Here is a 24,988-nt window from a genome sequence, read left to right on the forward strand (position 1 = left end):
CCTGCATAGGCGGCGAGGGTTGAATATGTTGATGCGCTTGGTTATTGTGTGCTTTCGGCAAGGAAGTTATCGATGCCAGTGTAGCAGGTCCATGCAGGGATGGGAGCATCTCCCTTGATGTTTATCGCAGGCGCATAAGCCCGCATGTCACGCCGATCAACAGCATGGTCGAACGCACCCACCCTCCGCATCATAGGGTGGGCAGGTTCTCCTGCCCACGCGTTCAACTGCCCTCAGCTCCCCTGCGATGCCAGCTTCTTCCAGGTATCGATCACCGAGTCAGGATTGAGCGACATCGATTCGATGCCCTCGTCCACCAGCCACTGCGCGAAGTCAGGATGGTCCGATGGCCCCTGGCCGCAGATACCGATGTACTTGCCCTTGGCGCGGCAGGCCTTGATCGCCAGCGACAGCATCGCCTTGACCGCCGGGTCGCGTTCGTCGAAGTCCTTGGCCAGCAGCTCCATGCCGGAATCGCGGTCCAGGCCCAGGGTGAGCTGGGTCAGGTCGTTGGAACCGATCGAGAAGCCGTCGAAGTGCTCGAGGAACTGCTCGGCCAGGATGGCGTTGGAGGGCACTTCGCACATCATGATGACGCGCAGGCCGCCTTCACCTCCACCTTCGCCGCGCTTCAGGCCATACTTGGCTAGCAGCCCAATGACCTTCTCGGCCTGGCCCAGGGTGCGCACGAACGGGATCATCAGCTCGACATTGGTCAGGCCCATCTCTTCGCGCACGCGTTTCATGGCCAGGCATTCCATCTCGAAGGCTTCGGCGAAGTCGTCGGCCAGGTAGCGTGCGGCGCCGCGGAAGCCCAGCATCGGGTTCTCTTCGTCCGGCTCGTAGCGCGAACCGCCGATCAGCTTCTTGTACTCGTTCGACTTGAAGTCGGACAGGCGCACGATCACCGGTTTCGGCCAGAAGGCCGCGGCGATGGTGGCCACGCCCTCTGCCAGCTTGTCGACGTAGAAGGCGCGCGGCGAAGCGTGGCCTCTAGCGACCGACTCCACTGCCTTCTTCAGGTCCGCATCGATGTTCGGGTACTCGAGGATGGCCTTCGGGTGTACGCCAATGTTGTTGTTGATGATGAACTCGAGGCGCGCGAGGCCGACGCCGTTGTTCGGCACCGACTGGAAATCGAAGGCCAGCTGCGGGTTGCCGACGTTGAGCATGATCTTGGTCTTGATCGGCGGCAGTTCGCCACGCGAGACTTCGGTGATCTCGGTTTCGAGCAGGCCGTCGTAGATGCGGCCTTCGTCGCCTTCGGCGCAGGACACGGTGACGAAGGTGCCGTCCTTCAGCACCTCGGTGGCGTCGCCGCAGCCGACGACTGCCGGCACCCCGAGTTCACGCGCGATGATCGCCGCGTGGCAGGTACGCCCGCCGCGGTTGGTGACGATGGCGGCGGCGCGCTTCATGACCGGTTCCCAGTTCGGGTCGGTCATGTCGGCAACCAGCACGTCGCCCGGCTGCACGCGTTCCATCTCGGACGGGTCGGTGATCACGCGCACGGGACCGGCGCCGATTTTCTGGCCGATCGCACGGCCGGAAGTGAGCACGGTGCCCGAGCCCTTCAGGCTGAATCGCTGCTGCGCATCGGTCGCCTTTTGCTGCGACTTCACGGTTTCCGGGCGCGCCTGCAGGATGTACAGCTTGCCGTCGCGGCCGTCCTTGCCCCACTCGATGTCCATCGGGCGGCCGTAGTGGTTCTCGATGATGACGGCGTATTTCGCCAGCTCGACCACTTCGGAATCCACCAGGGAATAGCGGTTGCGCATTTCGATCGGCACGTCGACGGTCTTGACCGAGCGGCCAGCCTTGGCCTCGGCGGTGAACTCCATCTTGATCAGCTTCGAGCCGATGTTGCGGCGGATGACCGGCGACTTGCCCTGCGCGAGCATCGGCTTGTGGACGTAGAACTCGTCCGGGTTGACGGCGCCCTGCACCACGGTCTCGCCCAGGCCATAGCTCGAGGTGATGAAGACCACGTCCTTGAAGCCCGATTCGGTATCGATGGTGAACATCACGCCGGCAGCGCCGGTGTCAGAACGGACCATGCGCTGCACGCCGGCCGACAGCGCCACTTCGGCGTGGGTGAAGCCCTTGTGCACGCGGTAGGAGATGGCGCGGTCGTTGTAGAGCGAGGCGAAGACATGCTTCATCGCTTCCAGCACGTTGTCGATGCCGACCACGTTCAGGAAGGATTCCTGCTGGCCCGCGAACGAAGCGTCCGGCAGGTCTTCCGCGGTGGCCGACGAGCGCACCGCGAACGACATCTCGGTTTCCGAATCGGCGACCAGGCGCTCGTAGTAAGTACGAATTTCCTGCTCCAGGCGTGGCTGGAACGGGGTGGCGACGATCCACTGGCGGATCTCGGCGCCGGCGGCGGCGAGCGAGCGCACGTCGTCGATGTCGAGGCCTTCGAGGCGGGTGGCGATGCGGTCGCCGAGCGAAGCGCCGCCGTCGATGCTGTGGTCGAGGAAGTCGCGGAAAGCATCGGCCGTGGTGGCGAAGCCGCCCGGAACGCGCACGCCGGCGCCGGCCAGCTGGCTGATCATCTCGCCCAGCGAGGCGTTCTTGCCGCCGACCGATTCGACGTCGGTCATGCGCAGGGTTTCGAACGATGCGACATAAGTACGCGTGCTGTTCGATCCCTGGTCAGGCTCCTTCAGTGCTGCTACAGACAGGTTAGTCATGGTGAAACACCCTTACTTGATGATAGAAACCTTTGCGGAATGGTGCAGTGCCGGGGACGGGGCGTTCTTGTTATTCTGGCCGTCGTGCAGCACAATGCAGCTCCTGTTGCCAAACATTTTACCCTGTGACGGGGTGAATTCGCTGCAACTATGTCACCGAAGCTTAGCAATAAGACACCATGACCGTCGAAACCAGCCCCGCCCCTCCCCCTGCCGCCGCACCCACCGCCCGCACCGTCTTCTTCGTCTCCGACGGCACCGGCATCACGGCCGAGACCTTCGGCCACGCGGTGCTGAGCCAGTTCGAAATGCGCTTCCGCCAGATCCGCCTGCCCTTCATCGATTCGATCGAGAAGGCGTACGAGGCGGCGCGCCGCATCAACGACAGCTTCGAGCGCGATGGCCAGCGGCCGATCGTGTTCTCGACGCTCGTCAAGCACGACCTGTCGAGCGTGATCCGCGCCGCCCGGGGCATGCACATGGACCTGTTCCAGACCTTCGTTTCGCCGCTGGAGCAGGAACTGGGCGTCAAGTCGACGCACACGATCGGGCGCATCCACAATGCAGTGGACACCGAGGAGTACAAGAACCGTATCGAAGCGATCAACTTTTCGCTGGCCCATGACGACGGTCAGTCGCACAAGAACCTGGCCGAAGCCGACGTGATCCTGGTCGGCGTCTCGCGCTCGGGCAAGACCCCGACCAGCCTGTACCTGGCGATGCAGTACGGGCTGAAGGCGGCGAACTATCCGCTGATCCCGGACGACTTCGAGCGCGGCAAGCTGCCATCGGGGCTGCCGCCGTTCAAATCGAAACTGTTCGGGCTGACGATCACGCCGGAGCGCCTGTCGCAAATCCGGAACGAGCGGCGCGCCGGTAGCAAGTACGCGTCGATCGAGAACTGCCGCTACGAAGTGAACGAGGCGGAAGCGATGATGCGGCGCGAAGGCGTGCGCTGGCTGTCCTCCACTACCAAGTCGATCGAGGAGATCGCCACTACGATCCTGCAAGAGATCAAACCGGACCGGCGTGAATACTAAGTGTGGTCGGCGCGACAATGTCGTTGCCATTTATCAACAACTTAACGCCCGCTTCGTCGATTCCGGCAGTTAGATAGTTTCCCATTGGATATATGTGTCTTTATGCAGGTAGAATTGATGCAAATTTTACGTCGGAGACAGCATGAAGGGCATCGTATTCAACCTGCTGGAAGAGGCAGTCAGCAAGGAGTTTGGCGAAGCAACCTGGGACCGGCTGCTCGACGACGCCGGCCTGGATGGCGCCTATACCTCGCTCGGCAGCTATGACGATGCCGAAGTGGTGCGCCTGGTCGAGGTGGCCTCGAAGGCCCTGAACATCCCGCCGCAGGACGTGCTGCGCTGGTTCGGGCGGCGCGCCATGCCGCTGCTGCACGCGCGCTATCCGAGCTTCTTCGCCACCCATGCGTCTACCCGCAGTTTCCTCCTGACCCTCAACAGCCTGATTCATCCGGAAGTGCGCAAGCTGTATCCGGGCGCCACGCCGCCGGTCTTCGATTTCGACACCAGCGACAGCGAGACGCTTATTGTTGGCTACAACTCGGCGCGCCGCCTGTGCGCGCTGGCCGAGGGCTTCATGCAGGGGGCGGCCGAACACTATCACGAAGAAGCGCAGATTCGCCAGTCCGAGTGCATGCATGACGGCGCCGGCAAGTGCGTGTTCCACGTCAGCTTCAAGCCGTGAATCCTGTCGTTGTCACGGCGAGCGATGCCGCCACGCCGGACCCCGAGATCGCGCGCCTGCAACGGCGCCTGAAGCGCGAAATCGCCGCGCGCCACGAAGCCGAAGCCATCGCCGAACGCGGCCTGCGCGATTTGTTCCAGCGCCAGCAAGAAATCACCCTGCTCGAGCACATCGCGGTGGCGGCCAACGAGGCTGCCAGCGTCGAAGACGCCATGCGCCGCGCGCTCGAAGCGGTATGCCGCTATACAGAATGGCCGCTCGGCCACCTGCTGCTGGTGCGCGGGCATGCCGCCGGCGAAGCGCTCGACTCGACCCGCATCTGGCACGACGATGCCCCCGGCCAGTTCGCGCAGCTGCGTGCCTTGAGCGAAGACATCGCCTTCTCCGAGGGTGTCGGCCTTCCTGGCCGGGTGCTCGTCACTGCCGCCGCGGCCTGGGCCAATGTCGGCGCACCGGACGAATCGGCCTTCCCGCGCATGCCGCTGCTGGCGCAGCTTGGTCTGTCCTCGCTGTTCGCCTTCCCGGTCGTGATCGGGAACGAGGTGGTCGCCATCCTCGAATTCTTCAGCCGCGAGCGGCAAGCGCCGGACGAGTCGATGCTGCGCCTGATGGCGCAGGTCGGGACCCAGCTGGGACGCGTGATCGAACGGCGCCGCGCGCAGGAACGCCTGCTGCACGACGCCCTGCACGACCCACTCACCGCGCTCGGCAACCGCAAGCTCTTCCTCGATCGGCTCGAACACTTCCTGGTGCGCTCGCAGCGCATCCCGTCCTACCAGTTCGCGGTGCTGTTCGTCGACCTGGACCGCTTCAAGGCCATCAACGACGGGCTCGGGCACCAGGCCGGTGACCAGGTGATCGTCGCCACGGCGCGGCGCCTGACGGCCTGCCTGCGCCAGAACGACCTGATCTCGCGCGATCCCGAGGGTGAAGACGGCCACGTGGTATCGCGCCTCGGCGGCGACGAGTTCACCATCCTGCTCGATAACATCAACGGCGCCGCCACGCCGATCCGCGTGGCCGAACGCCTGCTGCAGGCGCTGGCGGCGCCGCTGCAGGTCGGGCTGCAGCAGGTGTACGTCACCGCGAGTATCGGCATCGCCCTGAGCAGCAGCGGCTACAGCGACGTGCAGGTGATGCTGCGCGACGCCGACATCGCGATGTATCACGCCAAGCAGAATGGGCGCGCCCGCTGGATGATGTTCGACCAGACCATGCAGGAAGGCGCGCTGCGCCGGCTCACGCTCGAAGCCGAACTGCGGCTCGCCCTCCCCGACGGCCAGCTGTTCCTGCAATACCAGCCGATCGTTTCGCCCAAGGATGGCGTAATCCGCGGCTTCGAGGCCCTGCTGCGCTGGCGCCATCCGGTGCTGGGCATGATCTCGCCGGTGGAATTCATCCCGGTGGCCGAAGAAATCGGCTTGATCGGCGAGATCGGCGGCTGGGTGCTGGGCGAGGCCTGCCGCGCGCTGAGCGTATGGCAGCAGACCAGCGCCAGTGTGCTGAGCATGAGCGTCAACGTCTCGGCGGTCCAGCTCAACGACGGCAGACTGGTGGAACTGGTCACGCGCGTGCTGGGCGAGACCGGCATCGCGGCGGACAGCCTGAAGCTGGAACTGACCGAGAGCGCGGTGATGGCCGATCCCGAGCATGCGCTGGCGATCTTCAAGCAGCTCAAGTCCCTCGGTGTGCGTTTGAGCCTGGACGACTTCGGCACCGGCTACTCGTCGCTGAGTCACCTGCGCCGCCTGCCGATCGACACGCTGAAGATCGACCGCTCATTCGTGAGCGCCATGGACACCCACGGCGACAAGCGCCAGATCGCCGAAGTGGTCGTGATGCTGGCGCGCTCGATGGGCCTGGACGTGGTGGCGGAAGGCGTCGAAACCAGTGCCGAACTCAACATACTGCGCGAAATGGGCAGCGACTTCGTCCAAGGCTATTTCTATTTCCGCCCATTGGACGTGGAAGCCGTCGTCGCAGCACTGAGCCGCCAGAATGCCGGCGGCACCATCCTGCAACACCAGCAATTGGGGTCAGAGTTGAATTATTGAGAAAGATTGCACGGGTTCTATAATTTATGTACCCGACCATCCGCTCTCGAATTGAAAGCAATTGCCCGGTAATTAGGGTCAGAGTCGAATTACAGGAAACATTTAAGAGTTTCCCGGTAATTCAACTCTGACCCTCTTTGTTTTGGCGGCCGAAATAGCTGCTTTTCGGACCGGCTGGCAATTTAGGATTTCGATCAATTAGTCCCAGCAAATAATCGCCGCCAAAAGCAAAACGAACAGCAAAAAACAATGAGGGTCAGAGTTGAATTACCGAGCAACTTTCGAAAGTTGTCAAACAATTCGACTCTGACCCCAATTAATTTTCGGATCAAGATATTTTTTGCAATTAGGGTCGGAGTCGAATTATGGGAAATTTTTGGAAGTTTCCCGGAAAATCAACTCTGACCCCAATGGGGCTTAGAAGAACTGGCGCCAGTCTTCGAGCCAGCCGGGGAAGGCAGCGGCTTCCATGGGGTTGGCGATGTGGTAGCCCTGGGCGTAGGTGCAGCCGAGGTTTTGGAGGAAGTCCCAGTCCTGGCGGGTTTCGACGCCAACGGCGACCGACATGCGGTCCAGGCTGTGGGCGAGGCTGAGGCAGGAGCGCAGGACTGTGCCCAGGGGGCGGCGTTTCGAGGCGCCGTCGACGAAGCTGCGGTCGATCTTCAGTTCGGTGAAGGGGATGCGCGCCAGCAGCTGCAGGTTGGAACGGCCGGTGCCGTAGTCGTCGATCGCGAGGCCGAAGCCCATCATGCGCAGGCGCACCAGGCGCTCGATGAAATGCGGGTCGGTGTTCAGCGCCGACGACTCCGGCATCTCGAAGGTGAGGTATTCGGGCAGGATGCGGTGGCGGCCGATGCAGGCGGTAATCTGGCGCACGAACGACGGGTTGGCCAGGGTCTCGGGCGCCAGGTTGATCGACATCGAGATCGGGATGCCCTGGTCCTGGAAGGCGCGGCAGTGCTCGGCCGCAGTCTCGATCATGCTCCAGTCGAGGAAGTCGACGCGGTTGTTCTGCTCCAGCGCGTCGATGAACGAGCCTGGCCCGAGCACGCCGTGTTCCGGATGGCGCCAGCGCGCGAAGACTTCCAGGCCCTTCACCTGCCCGGTCGCGAGCTCGATCTTCGGCTGGAAGAAAGGCTCGAACTGGCGCTTCTGCAGGCCGATCCCGATTTCCTGGAAGCTGAAGCGGGGCCCGGCCGGCCGTTCATCGGTGCGCACGAGTGGCGTGTAGTTGTCGAGCAGCGGCTTGAGCTTGGCCGCCGTCACCGGCTTGGCGATCGACCCGAGCAGCTCGACGCCATAGGCCTGGGCCAGGGTCTCGACCGAGAACAGCAGGCTCGATGGCTGGGCGCCCGTCACCACCAGGCGCACGCCGCCGCCCATCGTGCCGAGGTTGCGGATCAGCTCCAGGCCGTCCATCCCCGGCAGCGCCAGGTCGACGATCGCGACGTTGACTTGCGGCGTGAAGCCGGCCTCGAGCCGCTGCAGCGCCAGGTGCCCGTCCGGCACGTCGGTCACGCGGCTCGCGCCCAATTGGCCAAGCAGCTCCACCAGCGTCCTGCGCTGGGCTGCGTCGGCTTCCGCCACCAGGAAATGCAAATGCGCGATGTCCATCTTTACTCCACGTTGCTGCTCGACTTGTCAGTCGCCAGATTACCCCGAAGGCCGAGCCGGCGTCTATGCCGCATTCAGACTTCCCTTTGGCGCAGCTGCTCGAAAAAACACACCGCGGCGCAGGCCGCGACGTTCAGGGACTCGACCTTGCCGGCGTGCGGCACCGCGACCCGGTGCGTCGCCAGCTCGAGCAGTTCTTGCGAGACGCCCTGCCCTTCATGGCCCAGCACCCAGGCCACCGGGCGGCGCAGGTCGAGCGCATACAGGCGCTCGCTCGCGTAACCGCTGGTGGCCAGCACCGGCACGGAGGCGTCGCGCACCAGCGGCGCCAGCTCGATGTTCTCGAAGATGTCGAGCACGAAGTGCGCGCCCATCGCGGCGCGCAGCACCTTGGGAGACCAGCAGAAGGCCGTGCCGGGGCTGCAGTACACCTGCCCGATGCCGCTGGCCGCCGCGCTGCGCAGGATCGAACCGACATTGCCGGGGTCCTGCACGCCGTCGAGCAGCACTGCGGATTCCACCAGCCCCGGCGCCCTGGACGGGACCGGCGACTCGACCACGAACACGATATTGATGCCGTTCTCGACCTGGCTGATGGCGCCGAACAACGCGTCCGGCAGCGCGGTCACGTGGGCCTGCAGCGACTCGACGCGCGCGACGATGGCGGCGACTTCCGGATTGGCGAGCGCGTCTTCCGACACCACGCAGTGCTCGGGCGCGCCGCGCAGGTCCAGCCAGCTCTGGCACAGGTGAACGCCGTCGAGCAGGCTGCGGCCGGCCTTGCGCCGCGCCTGCGAGCTGGTCGCGATCGCCTTGAGCTCTTTGTAGAACGCGTTGTCGCGGGAAGAGATGATTTTCATGCGACGGCAAACAGGTCCGACTGCAGCAACTCGCGCACCGGCCCGAACGAGCGGCGGTGCACCGGCGACGGCCCATGCAGGCGCAGGCGCTCGAGGTGCAGCGCCGTCCCGTAGCCCTTGTGCTGGTCGAAGCAGTATTGCGGGTATTGCGCGTGCAGCCGCACCAGCAGCGCATCGCGTGCAGTCTTGGCCAGGATCGAGGCCGCCGAAATCGCGTGCACCTTGTCGTCGCCTTCGACCACGGCATGCGCGCGCACCGCCATCGGCGGGCAGCGGTTGCCGTCGATCAGGGCGATGGTCGGCAGGGTCTGCAGCGCTTCCACCGCGCGCCGCATCGCCAGCATGGTCGCGTGCAGGATGTTGAGGCTGTCGATCTCTTCGCACGAGCATTCGGCGATGGCCCAGGCCAGCGCGTGCTCCTTGATCAGAGGCGCCAGCTCGTCGCGGCGCGCTTCGGTCAGCTTCTTGGAATCGCGCAGGCCGTCGATCGGCCGCTTCGGGTCGAGGATGACGGCGGCGGCGAACACCGGCCCCGCCAGCGGCCCACGGCCGGCCTCGTCTACGCCACAGACGATGTCCAGGTCGGTAAACGGCCGCAACCTGGGCGGCAGGCCGGGGTAAAAATTGATACGCTTCTTGCTCATTTCTTTCGTCCGATCACACGGAGGACTGCTTCCGCGCTCGCCTCTGCGCTGTTGCGCAGCAGGCTGTGGTGCATGTCGGTAAAGCGCCGCGCCAGCTGCTCGCGCCCGCTCGGGTCATCCAGCTGGCGCCAGACGGCGTCGGCCAGCGCCTGCGGCGTGGCCGCATGCTGAAGATACTCCGGAACGACGAATTCCCGCGCCAGTATGTTCGGCAAGCCAATCCACGGCTGGTAGCCCATGTGCCGCATGATTTCCCAGGAAGCGCGCATGACCTTGTACGCAATCACCATCGGCTTCTTGAACAGCGCGACTTCCAGCGTGGCCGTACCGGATGCGACCAGTACCGCGTCGGCGGCGGCGATGCAGGCATGCGAATCGCCGTCGACCAGCCTGACCGGCACGTCCGCAAGTCCGGCGGCGTTGACGATCCCGGTACAGTAGGCGCGCTGGCGCTCTCCCGCCATCGGCGCGATGAACACTAGCTTCGGGTCGCGCGCCGCCAGCAGCCTGGCTGCAGCGACGAAGGGCTCGGCCAGGTATTTCAGCTCGCCCATCCGGCTGCCCGGCATCAGCGTCACCACGCGCGCGTCAAGCGCAATGCCGAGCGCAACGCGGCTAGCTGCTACGTCTGGCACCAGCGGGATCATCTCCGCCAGCGGATGGCCGATATAGGTCACCGGCACGCCCGCGGCGCGGTAGATCGCCTCCTCGAACGGGAAGATCACCAGCATGTGCGAGACTGCGCGCTTGATCTTCTTGATACGCCCGCCGCGCCAGGCCCAGATCTGCGGGCTGACGAAGTGGATGGTCGGGATGCCGCCGGCCCGCAGTTGCTCTTCCAGCCCGAGGTTGAAGCCAGGGTAGTCGGCGCCGATGAAGGCGGCGGGCGGATCAAGCAGCAGGCGGTCGCGCAGGCGGTTCTGGATGCCCTTGATTTCCCGGTAGCGCGGGATGATCTCGAACAGGCCACGTACCGTCAGTGTATCCATGGGGACGCTTGAGACCAGCCCCTGCTCCATCATGCGCGGTCCGCCGATGCCGTGGAAGCGGGCGCCCGGCAGGTGCGGGCGCAGGCCCGCCATCAGGCGCGCTGCAAGCATGTCTCCGGATACTTCGCCGGCGACCAGGGCCAGCGAAATGTCTTTCAACTGGGCCTCAGCGGACGATGCCACGGGTGGCGGTGCCGAGGAAGTCGCGCAGCGCGCGGATCTCGATGGCAGCGGCCGGGAGCAGCGTTTCCTGCTCCAGGAGCGCTGCCTTGGCTTCTTCCAGCGTCAGGCCGGACCGGTACAGCAGCTTGTAGGCCGCGCGGATGCCGTCGATCTTCTCGCGCGAAAAACCGCGGCGCTTCAGGCCTTCGATGTTCACGCCGCGCTGGCCGGCCGGGTTGCCCGAGACCAGTACGAAAGGCGGCACGTCCTGGGTCAGGCTGGTGTACATGCCGATGAAGGCATGCGCGCCGATCTTGCAGAACTGGTGCACGCCGGCATAGCCCGACAGGATGGCGTGGTCGCCCACGTGCACGTGGCCCGCCAGTTGCGCATTATTCGAGAAGATCGTGTGGCTGCCGACCTGGCAGTCGTGCGCCAGGTGGACGTAGGCCGAGATCCAGTTGTCATTGCCCAGCCGGGTCACGCCTTCGTCCTGGGTGGTGCCCAGGTTGAAGGTGACGAACTCGCGGATGGTATTGCCGTCGCCGATTTCCAGGCGGGTCGGTTCGCCCTTCCACTTCTTGTCCTGCGGCGCGGCGCCGATGGATCCGAACTGGAAGAACTTGTTGTCCTTGCCGATCGTCGTGTGGCCTTCGATGACCACGTGCGGGCCCACGACGGTGCCTGCGTCGATGCGCACGTGGGGGCCGATGATCGAATACGGGCCGACCTCGACCGAGCTGTCCAGCTCCGCCTTGGGGTCGACGATCGCGCTCGGGTGAATCTTGCTCATCTTACTGCCCCGCTGCTTCCGGACCCTTCATGGTCGCCTCGGCGGCCCCGCGGATGGTGCACATCAGCTCACCCTCGACCGCGACCTTGCCGTCCACGGTGGCGACGGCCTTGTACTTCCAGATGCCGCGCGAGACGCGCAGGATCTCGACTTCCATTTTCAGCTGGTCGCCCGGCTCCACCGGACGCTTGAAGCGCGCGTTGTCGATACCGACGAAATAGACCACCGAGTTCTCGTCCGGCTTGACGTCCATGGTCATGAACGACAGGATCGCGGCGGTCTGCGCCATCGCTTCGATCATCAGGACGCCCGGCATGACCGGCTTGTGCGGGAAGTGGCCGTTGAAGAATTCTTCGTTGGCGGTGACGTTCTTGATCGCGGTGATGCGCTTGCCCAGTTCCACGTCCAGCACGCGGTCGACCAGCAGCATCGGGTAGCGGTGCGGCAGGTATTCCTTGATCTGGGTGATATCGAGGGTTTTCAGGTCGTTGCTCATTTTTGCTCTGTCAGTGTTTTAATTGTTTTTTCAAGGGCGCGGAGTTTCTCTCGCATCGAACCGAGATTGCGCACGATGGCCGCGCTGCGTTCCCATTCGGCGTTCTTGGCCAGCGGATAAAACCCCGTGTACTGGCCCGGCTCGAGCACCGAGCGCGAGACCATGCTGCCCGACGAGATGTGGACATTGTCCGCGATCTCGAGGTGGCCCAGCACCATCGCGGCGCCGCCGAAGGTGCAGTGCTTGCCGATCTTCGCGCTGCCCGCCACGCCGACGCAGCCGGCCATGGCCGTGTGGGCGCCGATGCGGCAGTTGTGGCCGATCTGGATCTGGTTGTCGAGTTTCACGCCGTCTTCGATGACGGTGTCGGCCAGCGCACCGCGGTCGATCGTGGTGTTGGCGCCGATGTCGACGTCGTCGCCGATCACCACGCGGCCGGTCTGCGGGATCTTGATGTACACCCCGGCCTCGACCGCGAAGCCGAAGCCGTCGGTGCCGATCACGGCGCCCGAATGGATGATGCCGCGCGCGCCGATGCTGCAGCGGGCGTGGAAGGTGACGTTCGCGAACAGCTGCGTGCCCTCGCCGATGCGCGCATCGGCGCCGACGAAGCAGCCGGCGCCGATCACGGCATGCGCGCCGACGATGGCGCCGGCTTCGATAGTGGCGTGCGGGCCGACGTGGGCGGTCGGGTCGACCATGGCGTCGGTCGCCACCGCGGCGCTCGGGTGGATGCCCGGGCTCGGCGGCGTGTTCGCCAGCGATTCGAAATACTGCGCGGTGCGGGCGAAGTAGGCGTAGGGATTGGTGGTGACGATGCGCGCGCCCTCGAAGGTCGCGGCCACTGCCGGATCGTCCAGCGGCGACAGGATCAGCGCGGCGGCGCCGCTTTGCGCGGCCAGCGCGCGCAGCTTGCTGTTGCTGAGGAAGCTGATGTGGGTGGCGCCGGCGCTGTCGAGCGGCGCGATGGCCGTCACCTCGAGTTCAGGGTCGCCCACCAGCTGTCCGCCGAAGCGCTCGACCAGGTCTGCCAGTCGAATGCCCATATTGGTATGTCGGGTGTCAGTCAATGTGTTACTTGTCCTTGCTTGTCCGCCGGCTTACCTGTCCAGCAGCTTCAGGACCTTGTCGGTGATGTCGATGCGTGGGCTCGACCATGCGGCTTCGGCCAGCACGGCGTCGAGCTTTTCCTGCTCGGCGACCTGCTCGATGATCTTGAAGGCCCTGGTCGCAATGGTTGCGCGCTCTTCGTTCTTGCGCTGCATGAGGTCTTCGGTGAACTCGCGCTGCATGCGCTGCACGTCCTTCTCCATATTGAACAGCTCGCGCGCACGGCGGGTGCGCTCGACGTCGTTCAGGCCGGAGGCGTCGCCGTCGAAGCGCTCGGACATCTGCTTGAGCTTCACCACCGTTTCCTCGACCGCCTTCTGGCGCTTGAGGAACTCGGCCTGGATGCGCGCATCGGCGGTCTTGGCCATCTTGGACTCGGTCATCAGGCGCTCGGTGGCCACGTACCCGATCCGGCTCGGGCCCTGCTGGGCCTGGGCCGCGCCCAGGGGCGCCGCGCACAGCGCGGCCAGCAGCAGCGTACGGGGCAACGAGGCTATCAGCGTTTTCAAGATCATTCTCCGCAAATCGTTTGAAGCCAATGGGCCCCGGTCAGAAGCCGGTACCCATCTGGAACTGGAAGCGCTCGAGGCGGTCGCCCGTCAACGCGTTCAAAGGCTTAGCATAACTCAACTTGAGCGGGCCCACCGGCGAAATCCAGGAAAGGCCGATACCTGCCGAGTAGCGCATCTGGTCGAGGCGAATCTTGGACTGCTCCTGCCACACCTGGCCGCCGTCGACGAAAGTGAACCAGCGCAGGCTGCGGTCGGCGCCGCTGCCAGGGAACGGGAACTGCAGTTCCGCGTTCACGATCAGGCGCTTGGAGCCGCCCACGGCGTCGTAGTAGAACGGGTCGACCACGCCCAGCGACGAACTTTCGTAGCCGCGCACCGAACCGATGCCGCCGGCGTAGAAGTTCTTGAAGACCGGGTAGTTGCTGCCGCCTATGCCCTTGCCGTAATCGAGTTCTCCGCGCAGCGCGAGCGTCATCCAGCGGGTGACCGGGCGCCAGTACTGGTGCTCGTACACCATGCGGTAGTACTTCGAATCGCCCAGGGCGTCGATCTCGAGGTTGGCGCGCTGGAAGCGGCCGCGGGTCGGCGTCACCGCGCTGTCGCGGGTGTCGCGGCCCCATGCCGCGGTCAGCGGGATGGCGTTGGTCTCGGCCTTGCCGATACCGTTGGCCGGGCCGCCGTTCTGCGCCACGAAGGTCTGGTAGATCTGCGGCGAGGTCTGGTCGGTCTCGATCTGGGTGCGTTCCAGGCCGGCGCCGAAGTAGACGGTATCCGATTCCGAGAACGGCACGCCGAAGGTCATGGTGCCGCCGGTCTGGCGCACGGTGTACAGGCCCAGGTTGATCGCCGGCGGACGCGAGGTGCGCAGGTAGAGCTGGAAGGCGCGCGAGATGCCGTCGTCCGTGAAATACGGATTGGTCTGCGAGAACGCGATCGTGCGGTTGTACTTGCTGGTATTGAGTTCCAGGCCGATCGTGTTGCCGCTGCCTGCGAAGTTCGCTTGCGAAATCGAGGCGGTGAAGGTGAACTTCTCCGACTGCGAGAACGCGCCGCCGATCATGAAGTTACCGGTCGGTTTTTCCTCGACCACGACGTTGACGTCGACCTGGTCGGAGGTGCCCGGCGACTCAGGGGTCTCGATCTTGACTTCCTTGAAGTAGCCGAGACGGTCGACGCGGTCGCGCGAAAGTTTGACGCGGTTGGCGTCGTACCACGAGCTCTCGAACTGGCGGAATTCGCGGCGGATGACTTCGTCGCGGGTCACGGTGTTGCCCGAGATGTTCATGTGGCGCACGTAGGCGCGCTTGCCCGGATCGACGAAGAAGGTGAAGGCCACTTCGCGCTTGTCGCGGTTGATCTCCGGGTTGCCGGTGACGTTCGCGAAGGCGTAGCCGAAGGTGCCGAGGCGGTCGGAGATCAGCTTGTTGGTCGCCTCCATGGCTTCGCCCGAATAGGTCTTGCCCGGCTGGAGCAGGATCAGCTGCTTGAGCTCTTCCTCGCGTCCGAACATCTCGCCTTCGAGCTTGACGCCGGAGACGGTGTACTGCTCGCCTTCGGTGACGTTGATGGTCAGGTAGATATCGCGCTTGTCCGGGGTGATCGAGACCTGGGTCGACTCGACCGCCGCCTCGAGATAGCCGCGGTTCAGGTAGAACGACTTGATGTTCTCCAGGTCGCCGGTCAGCTTCTGTTTCGAATACTGGTCGGCCTTCGAGTACCAGGTCAGCCAGCCCGACTTCGACAGCTGCAGCAGTTCGGTCAGCTGCTTGTCCGAGAAGGCCTTGTTGCCGACGAAGGTGATGCCCTTGATCTTGGCGACGTCGCCCTCGTCCACGTTGAACATGATCGTCACGCGGTTGCGTTCGATCGGGGTGACGGTGGTCGTGATCTTCACGCCGTACAGGCCATGCGACAGGTACTGGCGCTTGAGTTCCTGCTCGGCGCGGTCGACCGAGGCCTTGTCGAAGATCTTGGTCTCGCCCACGCCGATTTCGCGCAGGGCCTTGACCAGCATGTCCTTTTCGAATTCCTTGGTGCCGGTGAAATCCACCGACGAGATGGCCGGACGTTCTTCGACCAGCACCACCAGCACGCCGTTTTCTTCTTCCAGGCGGATGTCCTTGAAGAAGCCGGTCGCGTACAGCGCCTTGATGGCAGTGCTGGCCTTGTCGTCGTCGAAGGTCTCGCCCACGCGCACCGGCAGGTAGCTGAACACGGTGCCCGCTTCCGTACGCTGGATACCCTCGACCCGGATGTCCTTCACCACGAACGGGTTGACGGCAAGTGCGTTGCCGGCGCAGAGAGCCAATACGGCTGCGCCAATCATGCTGCGGCGGATGAACGGCAGGGCAAAACGATCAGGTTGTGAATTCATTGGCTAATTCTGTGGTCGGTCATTGGACAACATTACAAATTCTGGGCATCTCGCCCGGCTTTGCCGGTGCGCGCTTCTACCAAGGGGGAAACTGCTAAGCAAGCGCTAAAGCAACCGCACCAGGTCATTGAAGACGGCGAGCGCCATCAGCATGAACAGCAGGCCAACCCCGAAGCGTTGTGCGAATTCTCCCACTCGCGCAGGCAGGGGGCGCCCGGTCAAAACTTCCAGCGAATAATACAGTAAATGGCCACCATCCAGAACCGGAATTGGTAACAAATTCATTACGCCTAAGCTAATACTAATAAATGCAATGAACTGTAAATAAGTGGCGAGACCAACCCGCGCGGTCTGTCCCGCATAGTCGGCAATCGTGATCGGGCCGGTGACATTCTTCCACGAGGCTTCGCCGGTAATCATCCGGCCGATCATTTTCAGGGTCATCGCGCTGGTTTCCCAGGTGCGCAGGGCGCCCTTGATCACCGCATCGACGGGACCGGAACTGACGGTCGTCATCTCGACCGGCTGCGACAACAGCACCTTGGCCACGCCACGGCCGCTGGCCTTGTCAAGCTCCGGGGTGACCGTGACCGGCACGATGCGCCCGCCCCGCTCGACCTCGAGCGCGACCGTGCGGGAAGCAGAGGCGCGCATCATGTCGGTGAAGGCCAGGCCGTCGACGACGGGCTTGCCATCGGCACGCACGATCAGGTCGCCCGGCTGCAGGCCGGCGCGCTCCCCTGCCCCGCCCGGCATGACTTTCTCGATCCGCGCCCGTGCGCGCCACAGGTCCAGGCCGAGTGCTTTCATGACGTCGCCCTCGGCGTCCAGCCTGGCGATGCTCGCTGCCGGGATGACGGCATGGTAGCTGCCACCGCCCTGGGCGCGCAGCTCGAGGCGGGCGTCGCCCTTGTCGACGGTGGCATGCACCAGCTGCCAGCGCAATTCGCTCCAGGATGCGACCGGATTGCCGTTGACGGTAACCACGGTATCGCCGCCGCGCACGCCCGCCAGCTGGGCCGCCGTGCCGTGCGGGGCTGCGCGCAGGCGCGCCGACGGCTCTTCGACGCCGTGCATGAACAGCGCGGCCATCAGGACGATGGCGACCAGGAAGTTGGCGAGCGGGCCGGCCGCCACGATGGCGATGCGGCGCCAGACGTTCTGGCGGGTAAATTCGCGGTGCAGTTCCGACTCGTCTTTCGGGGCCGTTTCGGGGTCGCGGCTGTCGAGCATCTTGACGTAGCCGCCCAGCGGCAGCAGCGAGATGGCCCACTCGGTCTGGTCCGGGCCGAAGCGGCGCGACCAGACCACGCGGCCCATGCCGACCGAAAAGCGCAGCACCTTCACATTGCACATGCGTGCAACCGCGTAATGGCCCAGCTCATGCAGCACAATCAGCGGGCCGAGAGCCAGCACGAAGGCCAGCACCGTATAAATCATGCCCATATCCTTACCTCCGCAATTGAGCGATAAAGCCGCGCGCGGACTCGCGCGCACGCGCATCCTGCGCCAGCACCGCTTCGATCGAGGGCGCCGGGCCGTGCGGCACGGCGTCCATCACGCGCGCGATCACGCGGTCGATGTCGCGGAAGCCGATTTCGCGGTCAAGGAAGGACTGTACCGCGACTTCGTTGGCGGCGTTCAGCAAAGCAGGTGCGGTGCCGCCCGCACGCAGCGCGTCGAAGGCCAGTGCCAAACACGGGAAGCGCCCGAAGTCGGGCTGGTAAAACTGGAGCGCGGCCATTTGCGTCAGGTCGAGCTGCGGCACGCCGGAAGCGATCCGCTCCGGGAAGGCCAGCGCATGGGCGATCGGGGTGCGCATGTCCGGGTTGCCCAGCTGGGCCAGCACCGAGCCGTCGACGTAGGAGACCATCGAGTGGATCACGCTTTGCGGGTGGATCACGACTTCGATCAGGTCGGCCGGTGCGCCGAACAGCCAATGGGCCTCGATCACTTCCAGGCCCTTGTTCATCATGGTCGCGGAGTCGACCGAGATCTTGCGGCCCATGACCCAGTTCGGGTGCTTGCAGGCTTCGTCGGGCGTGACCGCTTCAAGCGTCTCGACCGCGCGCATCAAGAAGGGGCCGCCGGAGGCGGTCAGCAGGATCTTGGCCACGCCGGCGGCCTGCGGGTCGCGCGCATACTCACTTGCAAACCCTTGCGGCAGCGACTGGAAGATTGCATTGTGCTCGCTGTCGATCGGCAGCAGCGTGGCGCGGTTCTCGCGCACCGCATCCATGAACAGCTGGCCGGACATGACCAGCGCTTCCTTATTGGCCAGCAGGATTTTCTTGCCGGCGCGAGCGGCAGCCAGCGCCGGGGCCAGGCCGGCGGCGCCGACGATGGCCGCCATCACGGTATCGACCTCCAGGCACGAGGCGACGTCGCACAGTGCCTGCTCGCCGTGTTCGACGACGGTCGGCAGGCCGGCAAGCAGCTGCGCCAGGCGCTGCGCGGCTTCCGGGGTGCCGACGACTGCGCGCGCCGGCTTGAAGCGGCGGCAGGCGTCGGCGAGTTCTTCGACCCGGCCATGCGCGGTCAGTGCGTACACGCTGTATTGCTCGGGATGACGGGCGAGCACGTCGAGGGTCGAGGCGCCGATCGAGCCGGTGGCGCCCAGGATGGTGATACGTTGCATGGTTTCTTCCTTACTAGAGCCAGGCGCCGATCAGGGCCGCCAGGGGCAGGACCGGGACGAGCGCGTCGACGCGGTCCAGCACGCCGCCGTGGCCGGGCAGCAGGTTGCTGCTGTCCTTCATGCCGGCGCGGCGCTTGAGCTGGGATTCGAACAGGTCGCCGACCACGCTGGCCGCGACGATGAGGATGAGTACCGCGGCCAGCGCACCCCAGCCGAGGCTGGCTTGCACGCGCGCGGCGAAGGTTTGCTCCATCAGCTCGCTACCCAGCACGATGCTCAGGGTGGCGATCACCAGCACCGCGATGCAGCCGCCGATGGCGCCCTCCCACGATTTACCCGGCGAGATCGACGGCGCCAGCTTGCGCTTGCCGAAGGCCTTGCCGGAGAAGTAGGCGAAGATGTCGGCAACCCACACGATCGCCATCACCGACAGCAGGTAGAGTGGCGAATACGCGAACAGCGTCACGATCGCGGCGAAGCAGCCAACCACCGCGATGGCGTACACCAGGCTGAGGAAAGTGTTGCTGGTACTGTTCAGCGCCGGTAGGCCGAGCTTGAGCGAAGGCGCGAAGCGCAGCGCCCAGACCAGCACGCTGATGGCGAACCAGAAGGTGGTATTGGTGCTGGGCGAGATGAAGAAGGCGTAGACGAAGGCCGCAGTCCAGAAGGCGGCGATGACCGGCGCCATCCTGGTGCCCGGATTGAACAGGCGGAAGCACTCCCAGATCGCGGCGCCGAAAAACGCCGAGACAAGCACCGCGAAGGCCATGAAGTTGTTGAGGTACAGGACCGGCAGCAAAACTGCCAGCAGCACGAGCGCGGTGAGGATCCGGGTTTTGAGCATCGGTGGTTTTTTTGCGTTGGGCTTATGCGTTGGTCTTCTTGGCCACCTGGTCGCCGGTCTGGCCGAAACGGCGCTCGCGGTTCTGGAATGAGCCGATCGCTTCGTCCAGCGAGGCCTTGGTGAAGTCGGGCCAGAAGGTCTGGGTAAAGTACAGTTCCGAGTAGGCCAATTGCCACAGCAGGAAATTGGAGATGCGTTCTTCGCCGCCGGTGCGGATGAACAGGTCGGGCTCGGGCGCGTAGGCCATCGCCAGGTGCGGCGCCAGCATCTCTTCGGTGTAGTCCGTCACGCCCGGGTTGGCCGCCACCATCTTGCTGGTGGCCTGCATGATGTCCCAGCGCCCGCCGTAGTTGGCACAGACGCTGACCGTCAGGCGGCTGTTGTTGGCGGTGCGGCGCTCGGCCGCGGCGATCATGTCCTGCAGCTTCGCATCGAAGCGGCTAAGGTCGCCCACGACTTTCAGGCGGATGTTATTCGCGTGCATTTTCGACACTTCGCGCTCGAGCGCGGTTACGAACAGGCGCATCAGCAGCGAGACTTCTTCGGCCGGGCGGCGCCAGTTTTCCGACGAGAAGGCGAACAGGGTCAGGTATTCGACGCCGCGTTCGACGCAGGCCTCGACGACGCCGCGCACCGCCTCCACGCCCTTGACGTGGCCGGCCACGCGCGGCAGCAGGCGTTTGGTCGCCCAGCGGCCATTGCCGTCCATGATGATGGCGATGTGGCGCGGTACGGCGAGCCCTTCGGGTACGGCTGTGGTCGAACTTTTGAACATTGGTGCATCCAGCAGGGCTGAGGGCGGTCGGCAGAACCAGGGCCGCGGCAGCCGGTCGTAAAAGGGATTCGGACCGGCCGCAGCAATGCCGGGGCCGGTCCGCCTTGGCGCTCGCGCGCCAGGTCTTACACGGTCATGATGTCTTTTTCTTTGTCGGCCAGCAGCTTGTCGATCTCGGCGACGAACTTGTCGGTCAGCTTCTGGATTTCGTCCGAGGAGCGGCGCTCGTCGTCTTCCGACGCGGTCTTGTCCTTGACCATCTTCTTCACCGCCTCGTTCGCGTCGCGGCGGATGTTGCGCACGGCGATCTTGGCATCTTCGCCTTCGTTCTTGGTCAGCTTGACCATTTCCTTGCGGCGTTCTTCGGTCAGCGCCGGGGTCGGGACGCGGATCATCTCGCCCTGCGACGACGGGTTCAGGCCCAGGTCGGAGTCGCGGATCGCGCGCTCGATGGCGGCAGCCATCTTCTTTTCGAACGGCTGCACGCCGATGGTGCGGGCGTCGATCAGGGTCAGGTTGGCGACCTGCGAAATCTGGGTCGGCGAACCGTAATAGTCGACCATCACGGAGTCGAGGATGCCGGCGTGGGCGCGGCCGGTACGGACCTTGGCCAGGTTGGCACGCAGGGTCTCGATGGACTTGGCCATGCGCTCCTGGGCGTTTTTCTTCACATCAGCTAAGGACATGCTGCTCTCCTGTTTTTCTTGATTCAAAAGGTTCAACTACATTCAATCTCAGACGTGTACAAGTGTACCTTCGTCTTCACCCATCACCACGCGGAGGAGCGCGCCCGGCTTGACGATCGAGAACACCTTGATCGGCAGCTTCTGGTCGCGGCACAGGGCGAAGGCGGTGGCGTCCATCACCTGCAGGTGCTTGGAAATCGCTTCGTCGAAGGTGATCGACTCGTAGCGGGTCGCGTGCGGGTCCTTGTTCGGGTCGGCGCTGTAGACGCCGTCGACCTTGGTCGCCTTCAGGACGATCTCGGCCGAGATTTCCGCGCCGCGCAGCGCGGCCGCGGTATCGGTCGTGAAGAAGGGGTTGCCGGTGCCGGCGGCAAACACGACGACCTTGCCTTCTTCGAGGTATTGCAGGGCCTTCGGGCGCACGTAAGGCTCGACCACCTGCTCGATGGCGATGGCCGACATCACGCGTGCGGTGATGCCCACATGGCGCATCGCGTCGGCCAGGGCCAGCGCGTTCATGACGGTGGCCAGCATGCCCATGTAGTCGGCGGTAGCGCGGTCCATGCCCTGGGCGCCCGGGGCGACACCGCGGAAGATGTTGCCGCCGCCGATCACCACTGCCACTTCCACGCCCAGCTTCGCCACTTCGGCCACGTCGGCCACCATGCGGTCGATGGTGGCGCGGTTGATGCCGAACTGGTCGTCACCCATCAGCGCTTCGCCAGACAGTTTGAGAAGGACTCGTTTGTAGGCTGGTTTTGTCATGATGAAGCGGCTCCTATGTTGTGTTCGTATTCGGGTCTGACCGGCGCTGGTTTGCTGGTCTCATCTGTGTGCGGCAGATGAATGCGGGTGGTGCGGCTCGCGGTGCTGCTGCGGGCCTGCGGTTTACATGCGCAGCGATAACCCCCGCGCACACCACCCACCTACAAAAACGGGCCTTACGGCCCGCTGTTGATTACTGCTTGTTGGCAGCCATCTGTGCTGCGACTTCTGCTGCGAAGTCGTCTACCTTCTTCTCGATGCCTTCGCCGACGACGTACATCGTGAACGACTTCACGGTGGCGCCAGCGGCCTTCAGCATCTGCTCGACCGACTGCTTGTCGTTCTTGACGAACGTCTGGTTCAGCAGCGAGACTTCTTTCAGGTACTTCTGCACCGAGCCGTCGATACGCTTCGAGACGATCTCGGCCGATTGTGGCTGCTTGCCTTCGGCGACGGCCTTGTCGGCGTCTTCCTGGGCTTTCAATTGAGCCACCGAACGCTCTTTTTCGATCATGTCGGCAGGCACCTGGTCAGCCGACAGCGACACCGGCTTCATTGCAGCGATGTGCATCGCCACGTCCTTGCCGACCTGCTCGTCCGCGCCTTCGAACTCGACCATCACGCCGATGCGGGTACCGTGCAGGTAGGAGGCCAGCTTGCCGGTGGTTTCGAAACGCTGGAAACGGCGAACGGTCATATTCTCGCCGATTTTACCGATCAGTGCCGTACGCACGTCGTCGAAGGTCTTGCCTTCGTGCGGGATCGCGGACAGGGCGGCGACGTCGGCCGGGTTCTGCTCGGCGACCAGGCGTGCTGCCAGGTTGACCATGGCCAGGAATTCATCGTTCTTGGCGACGAAGTCGGTTTCGCTGTTGACTTCGACCAGCGCGCCGACGTTGCCGGAGATATAAGTGGCGACCACGCCTTCGGCGGTCACGCGAGCAGCTGCCTTCGATGCCTTGCCGCCCAGCTTGACGCGCAGGATCTCTTCTGCACGGCCCATGTCGCCATCGGCCTCGGTCAGTGCTTTCTTGCATTCCATCATAGGCGCGTCGGTCTTCGCGCGCAGTTCACCCACCATCGCTGCAGTAATTGCTGCCATGTTGTTTTCTCCTAATTTGGTGTAGAAAGTGCGGTCGTCCAGCGGACAGCCACACGATGTTTGATTGCTGAATCTTGTGCTTAAAAAAAGGGGGGCTCGTGCCACGGCTCGGCGCCCCCTTCGAATCTCACGGCAGGACGCGCCTGCCGCTCAATTATGCTTGCTCGGAAACTTCGACGAAGTCGTCGCCGCCGGCTGCCTTGACCATCTCGGCAACTTCGTTGGTGGCGTTGGCACGGCCTTCCAGGATCGCATCGGCAACGCCGCGTGCGTACAGGGTGATAGCCTTCGACGAGTCGTCGTTACCCGGGATCACGTGGGTGACGCCTTCTGGCGAGTGGTTGGTATCGACGATGCCGATGACCGGGATGCCCAGCTTGCCGGCTTCGGTGATGGTGCCCTTGTGGTAGCCGACGTCGACGACGAAGATCGCGTCAGGCACGCCGCCCAGGTCCTTGATGCCGCCGATCGACTTCTGCAGCTTGACCATTTCGCGTTCGAACATGAGCGCTTCTTTTTTCGACAGCTTCTCGACCGAACCGTCTTCGATCTGGGCTTCCATTTCCTTCAGGCGCTTGATCGAGGTCTTGATGGTCTTGAAGTTGGTCAGCATGCCGCCGAGCCAACGCTGGTCGACGTAAGGCACGCCAGCGCGCTGGGCTTCAGCAGCGATGATGTCGCGGGCCTGGCGCTTGGTGCCGACCATCAGGATGGTGCCGCGGTTAGCCGAGATCTGCTTGATGGTTTTCATCGCATCCTGGTACATCGCCATGGTTTTTTCCAGGTTGATGATGTGGATTTTGTTGCGATGACCGAAGATGAACGGCGCCATCTTTGGGTTCCAGAAACGGGTCTGGTGGCCGAAGTGAATACCGGCTTCCAGCATTTCGCGCATAGTAACGGACATGAATTTCTCCAGGGTTAAGTCTTGAATGTGGCCAGTCACCGTTTAGGCACCCTTTGTCGGCCACACTCGCGATTTCATTTAAAAAGATGTTTTTTGCAACATTGCTCGATGCGAATACGAGCAACCCGAGATTCTAGCGGGATTTGGGTTTGTTATCAAGCACGACGTGGGATGCGGCGGCGAAAATACGGTGTACCGTAGGGTGGGCGGGGTAATTTCGGGCAATGCCCGGAATTACGTACGCCCGCGCGTTCAACCATCGATTGAACACGCGCTGCGGCTAATCCTATCCTTGTTGAACGCGTGGGCAAGGGACTTGCCCACCCTACGATGCGCGGCAACATCCCTTATAATGGCCAGATATTACACAGCGCCCTGTGCCCTACCTATTTTCATACGACATCCATTATGTCCATTTCCATCAAGACCCCTGACGAAATCGAAGGCATGCGCCTGGCTGGCCGCCTTGGCGCCGAAGTGCTCGATTACATCACGCCCTTCGTGAAGCCCGGGGTGACCACCGGCGAGCTCGACCGCCTGTGCCACGAATACATGAGCAACGTGCAGGGCTCGACCCCGGCGCCGCTGAACTACGCCCCGCCCGGCTATACGCCCTACCCGAAAGCCGTCTGCACTTCGGTCAACGACGTGATCTGCCACGGCATCCCGGGCGACAAGGTGCTCAAGAGCGGCGACGCGCTGAACATCGACGTCACCGTCATCAAGGATGGCTTCCACGGCGATAACAGCCGCATGTTCCTGGTCGGCGAGCCGTCGATCCTGGCGCGCCGCCTGTCCGAGGTCACCTACGAGTGCATGTGGCTGGGCATCTCAAAGGTGAAAGCCGGCGCCCACCTGGGCGACATCGGCCACGTGATCCAGCAGCACGCCGAGAAGAATGGCTATAGCGTGGTGCGCGAATTCTGCGGCCACGGCATCGGCCGCGTGTTTCACGAAGAGCCGCAGGTGCTGCATTACGGCCGTCCGGGCACGCTGGAAAAGCTCGAGGCGGGCATGATCTTCACGATCGAGCCGATGATCAATGCCGGCCGCCGGGAGATCAAGGAAATGCCTGACGGCTGGACCATCAAGACCAAGGACCGCAGCCTGTCGGCGCAGTGGGAGCACACCGTGCTGGTCACCGAGACCGGTTTCGAGATCCTGACCCAGTCCGCCGGCACCCCGCCGCCGCCGGCCATCGTGCTGCCGCTGCTGGAACAGGGCGCGGCGGTCGCGGCCTGAGGA

General features: G+C 63.9%; 22 protein-coding genes. 4 read left to right on the forward strand and 18 right to left on the reverse strand.

Features of this window, described 5'->3' with window-relative positions; all coding sequences use genetic code 11:
• Positions 1–233 precede the first annotated feature (233 nt).
• Positions 234–2,696 (reverse strand): phosphoenolpyruvate synthase, encoded by a 2,463-nt coding sequence (gene ppsA, locus HGB41_RS01825; RefSeq protein ID WP_212760792.1) that lies wholly within the window; start codon positions 2,694–2,696, stop codon positions 234–236.
• Positions 2,697–2,875: 179 nt separating this feature from the next.
• Here ppsA and ppsR point away from each other — a divergent pair, with 179 nt between their 5' ends.
• The 3 genes from ppsR to HGB41_RS01840 all read left to right on the forward strand — a co-directional run bounded on the left by ppsR (position 2,876) and on the right by HGB41_RS01840 (position 6,472).
• Complete coding sequence (gene ppsR / locus HGB41_RS01830; RefSeq protein ID WP_171080504.1) at positions 2,876–3,736, forward strand: posphoenolpyruvate synthetase regulatory kinase/phosphorylase PpsR; 861 nt, start codon at positions 2,876–2,878, stop codon at positions 3,734–3,736.
• 142 nt (positions 3,737–3,878) lie between these two features.
• Positions 3,879–4,418 carry a heme NO-binding domain-containing protein gene (locus HGB41_RS01835; protein WP_171080506.1) on the forward strand — a complete coding sequence of 180 codons (540 nt, stop codon included), beginning with the start codon at positions 3,879–3,881 and terminating at the stop codon, positions 4,416–4,418.
• Positions 4,415–6,472 (forward strand): putative bifunctional diguanylate cyclase/phosphodiesterase, encoded by a 2,058-nt coding sequence (locus tag HGB41_RS01840; protein WP_171080507.1) that lies wholly within the window; start codon positions 4,415–4,417, stop codon positions 6,470–6,472. The genes HGB41_RS01835 and HGB41_RS01840 overlap by 4 nt, the downstream gene beginning before the upstream one ends.
• A 417-nt stretch (positions 6,473–6,889) precedes the next feature.
• On the opposite strand, the gene HGB41_RS01845 is transcribed toward HGB41_RS01840, so the two are convergent.
• The 17 genes from HGB41_RS01845 to rpsB all read right to left on the reverse strand — a co-directional run bounded on the left by HGB41_RS01845 (position 6,890) and on the right by rpsB (position 23,743).
• Positions 6,890–8,086 carry an EAL domain-containing response regulator gene (locus tag HGB41_RS01845; protein ID WP_171080509.1) on the reverse strand — a complete coding sequence of 399 codons (1,197 nt, stop codon included), beginning with the start codon at positions 8,084–8,086 and terminating at the stop codon, positions 6,890–6,892.
• A gap of 74 nt (positions 8,087–8,160) precedes the next feature.
• Positions 8,161–8,946, reverse strand: coding sequence for a TrmH family RNA methyltransferase (locus tag HGB41_RS01850; protein ID WP_171080511.1), 786 nt, complete (start codon positions 8,944–8,946; stop codon positions 8,161–8,163).
• Positions 8,943–9,590 (reverse strand): ribonuclease HII, encoded by a 648-nt coding sequence (rnhB, locus tag HGB41_RS01855; RefSeq protein WP_171080514.1) that lies wholly within the window; start codon positions 9,588–9,590, stop codon positions 8,943–8,945. Before rnhB ends, HGB41_RS01850 begins: the two co-directional genes overlap by 4 nt.
• Positions 9,587–10,762 (reverse strand): lipid-A-disaccharide synthase, encoded by a 1,176-nt coding sequence (lpxB, locus tag HGB41_RS01860; protein ID WP_171080516.1) that lies wholly within the window; start codon positions 10,760–10,762, stop codon positions 9,587–9,589. The genes rnhB and lpxB overlap by 4 nt, the downstream gene beginning before the upstream one ends.
• Positions 10,746–11,534 carry an acyl-ACP--UDP-N-acetylglucosamine O-acyltransferase gene (lpxA, locus tag HGB41_RS01865; protein ID WP_171080518.1) on the reverse strand — a complete coding sequence of 263 codons (789 nt, stop codon included), beginning with the start codon at positions 11,532–11,534 and terminating at the stop codon, positions 10,746–10,748. The genes lpxB and lpxA overlap by 17 nt, the downstream gene beginning before the upstream one ends.
• Position 11,535: 1 nt before the next feature.
• Positions 11,536–12,030: a 3-hydroxyacyl-ACP dehydratase FabZ gene (fabZ, locus tag HGB41_RS01870; protein ID WP_229422664.1), complete on the reverse strand. Its 495-nt coding sequence runs from the start codon at positions 12,028–12,030 to the stop codon at positions 11,536–11,538.
• Positions 12,027–13,076 carry a UDP-3-O-(3-hydroxymyristoyl)glucosamine N-acyltransferase gene (lpxD, locus tag HGB41_RS01875; protein ID WP_171080520.1) on the reverse strand — a complete coding sequence of 350 codons (1,050 nt, stop codon included), beginning with the start codon at positions 13,074–13,076 and terminating at the stop codon, positions 12,027–12,029. Before lpxD ends, fabZ begins: the two co-directional genes overlap by 4 nt.
• 54 nt (positions 13,077–13,130) lie before the next feature.
• Positions 13,131–13,655 (reverse strand): OmpH/Skp family outer membrane protein, encoded by a 525-nt coding sequence (locus HGB41_RS01880; protein ID WP_171080522.1) that lies wholly within the window; start codon positions 13,653–13,655, stop codon positions 13,131–13,133.
• 34 nt (positions 13,656–13,689) lie between these two features.
• The gene (gene bamA, locus HGB41_RS01885) at positions 13,690–16,026 is read right to left on the reverse strand and encodes an outer membrane protein assembly factor BamA (RefSeq protein WP_171080529.1); all 2,337 of its coding nucleotides are present in this window, start codon (positions 16,024–16,026) and stop codon (positions 13,690–13,692) included.
• 105 nt (positions 16,027–16,131) lie between these two features.
• Positions 16,132–17,472, reverse strand: coding sequence for an RIP metalloprotease RseP (gene rseP, locus HGB41_RS01890; RefSeq protein WP_171080531.1), 1,341 nt, complete (start codon positions 17,470–17,472; stop codon positions 16,132–16,134).
• A 4-nt stretch (positions 17,473–17,476) separates the two neighbouring features.
• Positions 17,477–18,664 (reverse strand): 1-deoxy-D-xylulose-5-phosphate reductoisomerase, encoded by a 1,188-nt coding sequence (gene ispC, locus HGB41_RS01895; protein WP_171080533.1) that lies wholly within the window; start codon positions 18,662–18,664, stop codon positions 17,477–17,479.
• A 13-nt stretch (positions 18,665–18,677) separates the two neighbouring features.
• On the reverse strand, positions 18,678–19,508 hold the full coding sequence (locus HGB41_RS01900; RefSeq protein ID WP_171080535.1) for a phosphatidate cytidylyltransferase: 831 nt from the start codon (positions 19,506–19,508) through the stop codon (positions 18,678–18,680).
• 22 nt (positions 19,509–19,530) lie between these two features.
• A complete protein-coding gene (gene uppS, locus HGB41_RS01905) occupies positions 19,531–20,283 on the reverse strand; it encodes a polyprenyl diphosphate synthase (protein ID WP_171080537.1) in 753 nt (250 codons plus the stop codon).
• 125 nt (positions 20,284–20,408) lie between these two features.
• Positions 20,409–20,969 (reverse strand): ribosome recycling factor, encoded by a 561-nt coding sequence (gene frr, locus HGB41_RS01910; protein ID WP_171080539.1) that lies wholly within the window; start codon positions 20,967–20,969, stop codon positions 20,409–20,411.
• Positions 20,970–21,017: 48 nt separating this feature from the next.
• The gene (pyrH, locus tag HGB41_RS01915; RefSeq protein WP_171080541.1) at positions 21,018–21,734 is read right to left on the reverse strand and encodes a UMP kinase; all 717 of its coding nucleotides are present in this window, start codon (positions 21,732–21,734) and stop codon (positions 21,018–21,020) included.
• Between the two features lie 193 nt (positions 21,735–21,927).
• Entirely contained in the window at positions 21,928–22,836 is a 909-nt protein-coding gene (gene tsf / locus HGB41_RS01920) for a translation elongation factor Ts (RefSeq protein WP_171080543.1), read from the reverse strand.
• A 154-nt stretch (positions 22,837–22,990) separates the two neighbouring features.
• Complete coding sequence (gene rpsB / locus HGB41_RS01925) at positions 22,991–23,743, reverse strand: 30S ribosomal protein S2 (RefSeq protein ID WP_171080545.1); 753 nt, start codon at positions 23,741–23,743, stop codon at positions 22,991–22,993.
• A gap of 408 nt (positions 23,744–24,151) precedes the next feature.
• Here rpsB and map point away from each other — a divergent pair, with 408 nt between their 5' ends.
• Positions 24,152–24,985: a type I methionyl aminopeptidase gene (gene map, locus HGB41_RS01930; RefSeq protein ID WP_171080547.1), complete on the forward strand. Its 834-nt coding sequence runs from the start codon at positions 24,152–24,154 to the stop codon at positions 24,983–24,985.
• Positions 24,986–24,988 lie beyond the last annotated feature (3 nt).

The sequence above is a fragment of the Telluria aromaticivorans genome, assembly GCF_013003915.1.
Taxonomy (GTDB): Bacteria; Pseudomonadota; Gammaproteobacteria; order Burkholderiales; family Burkholderiaceae_D; genus Telluria; species Telluria aromaticivorans.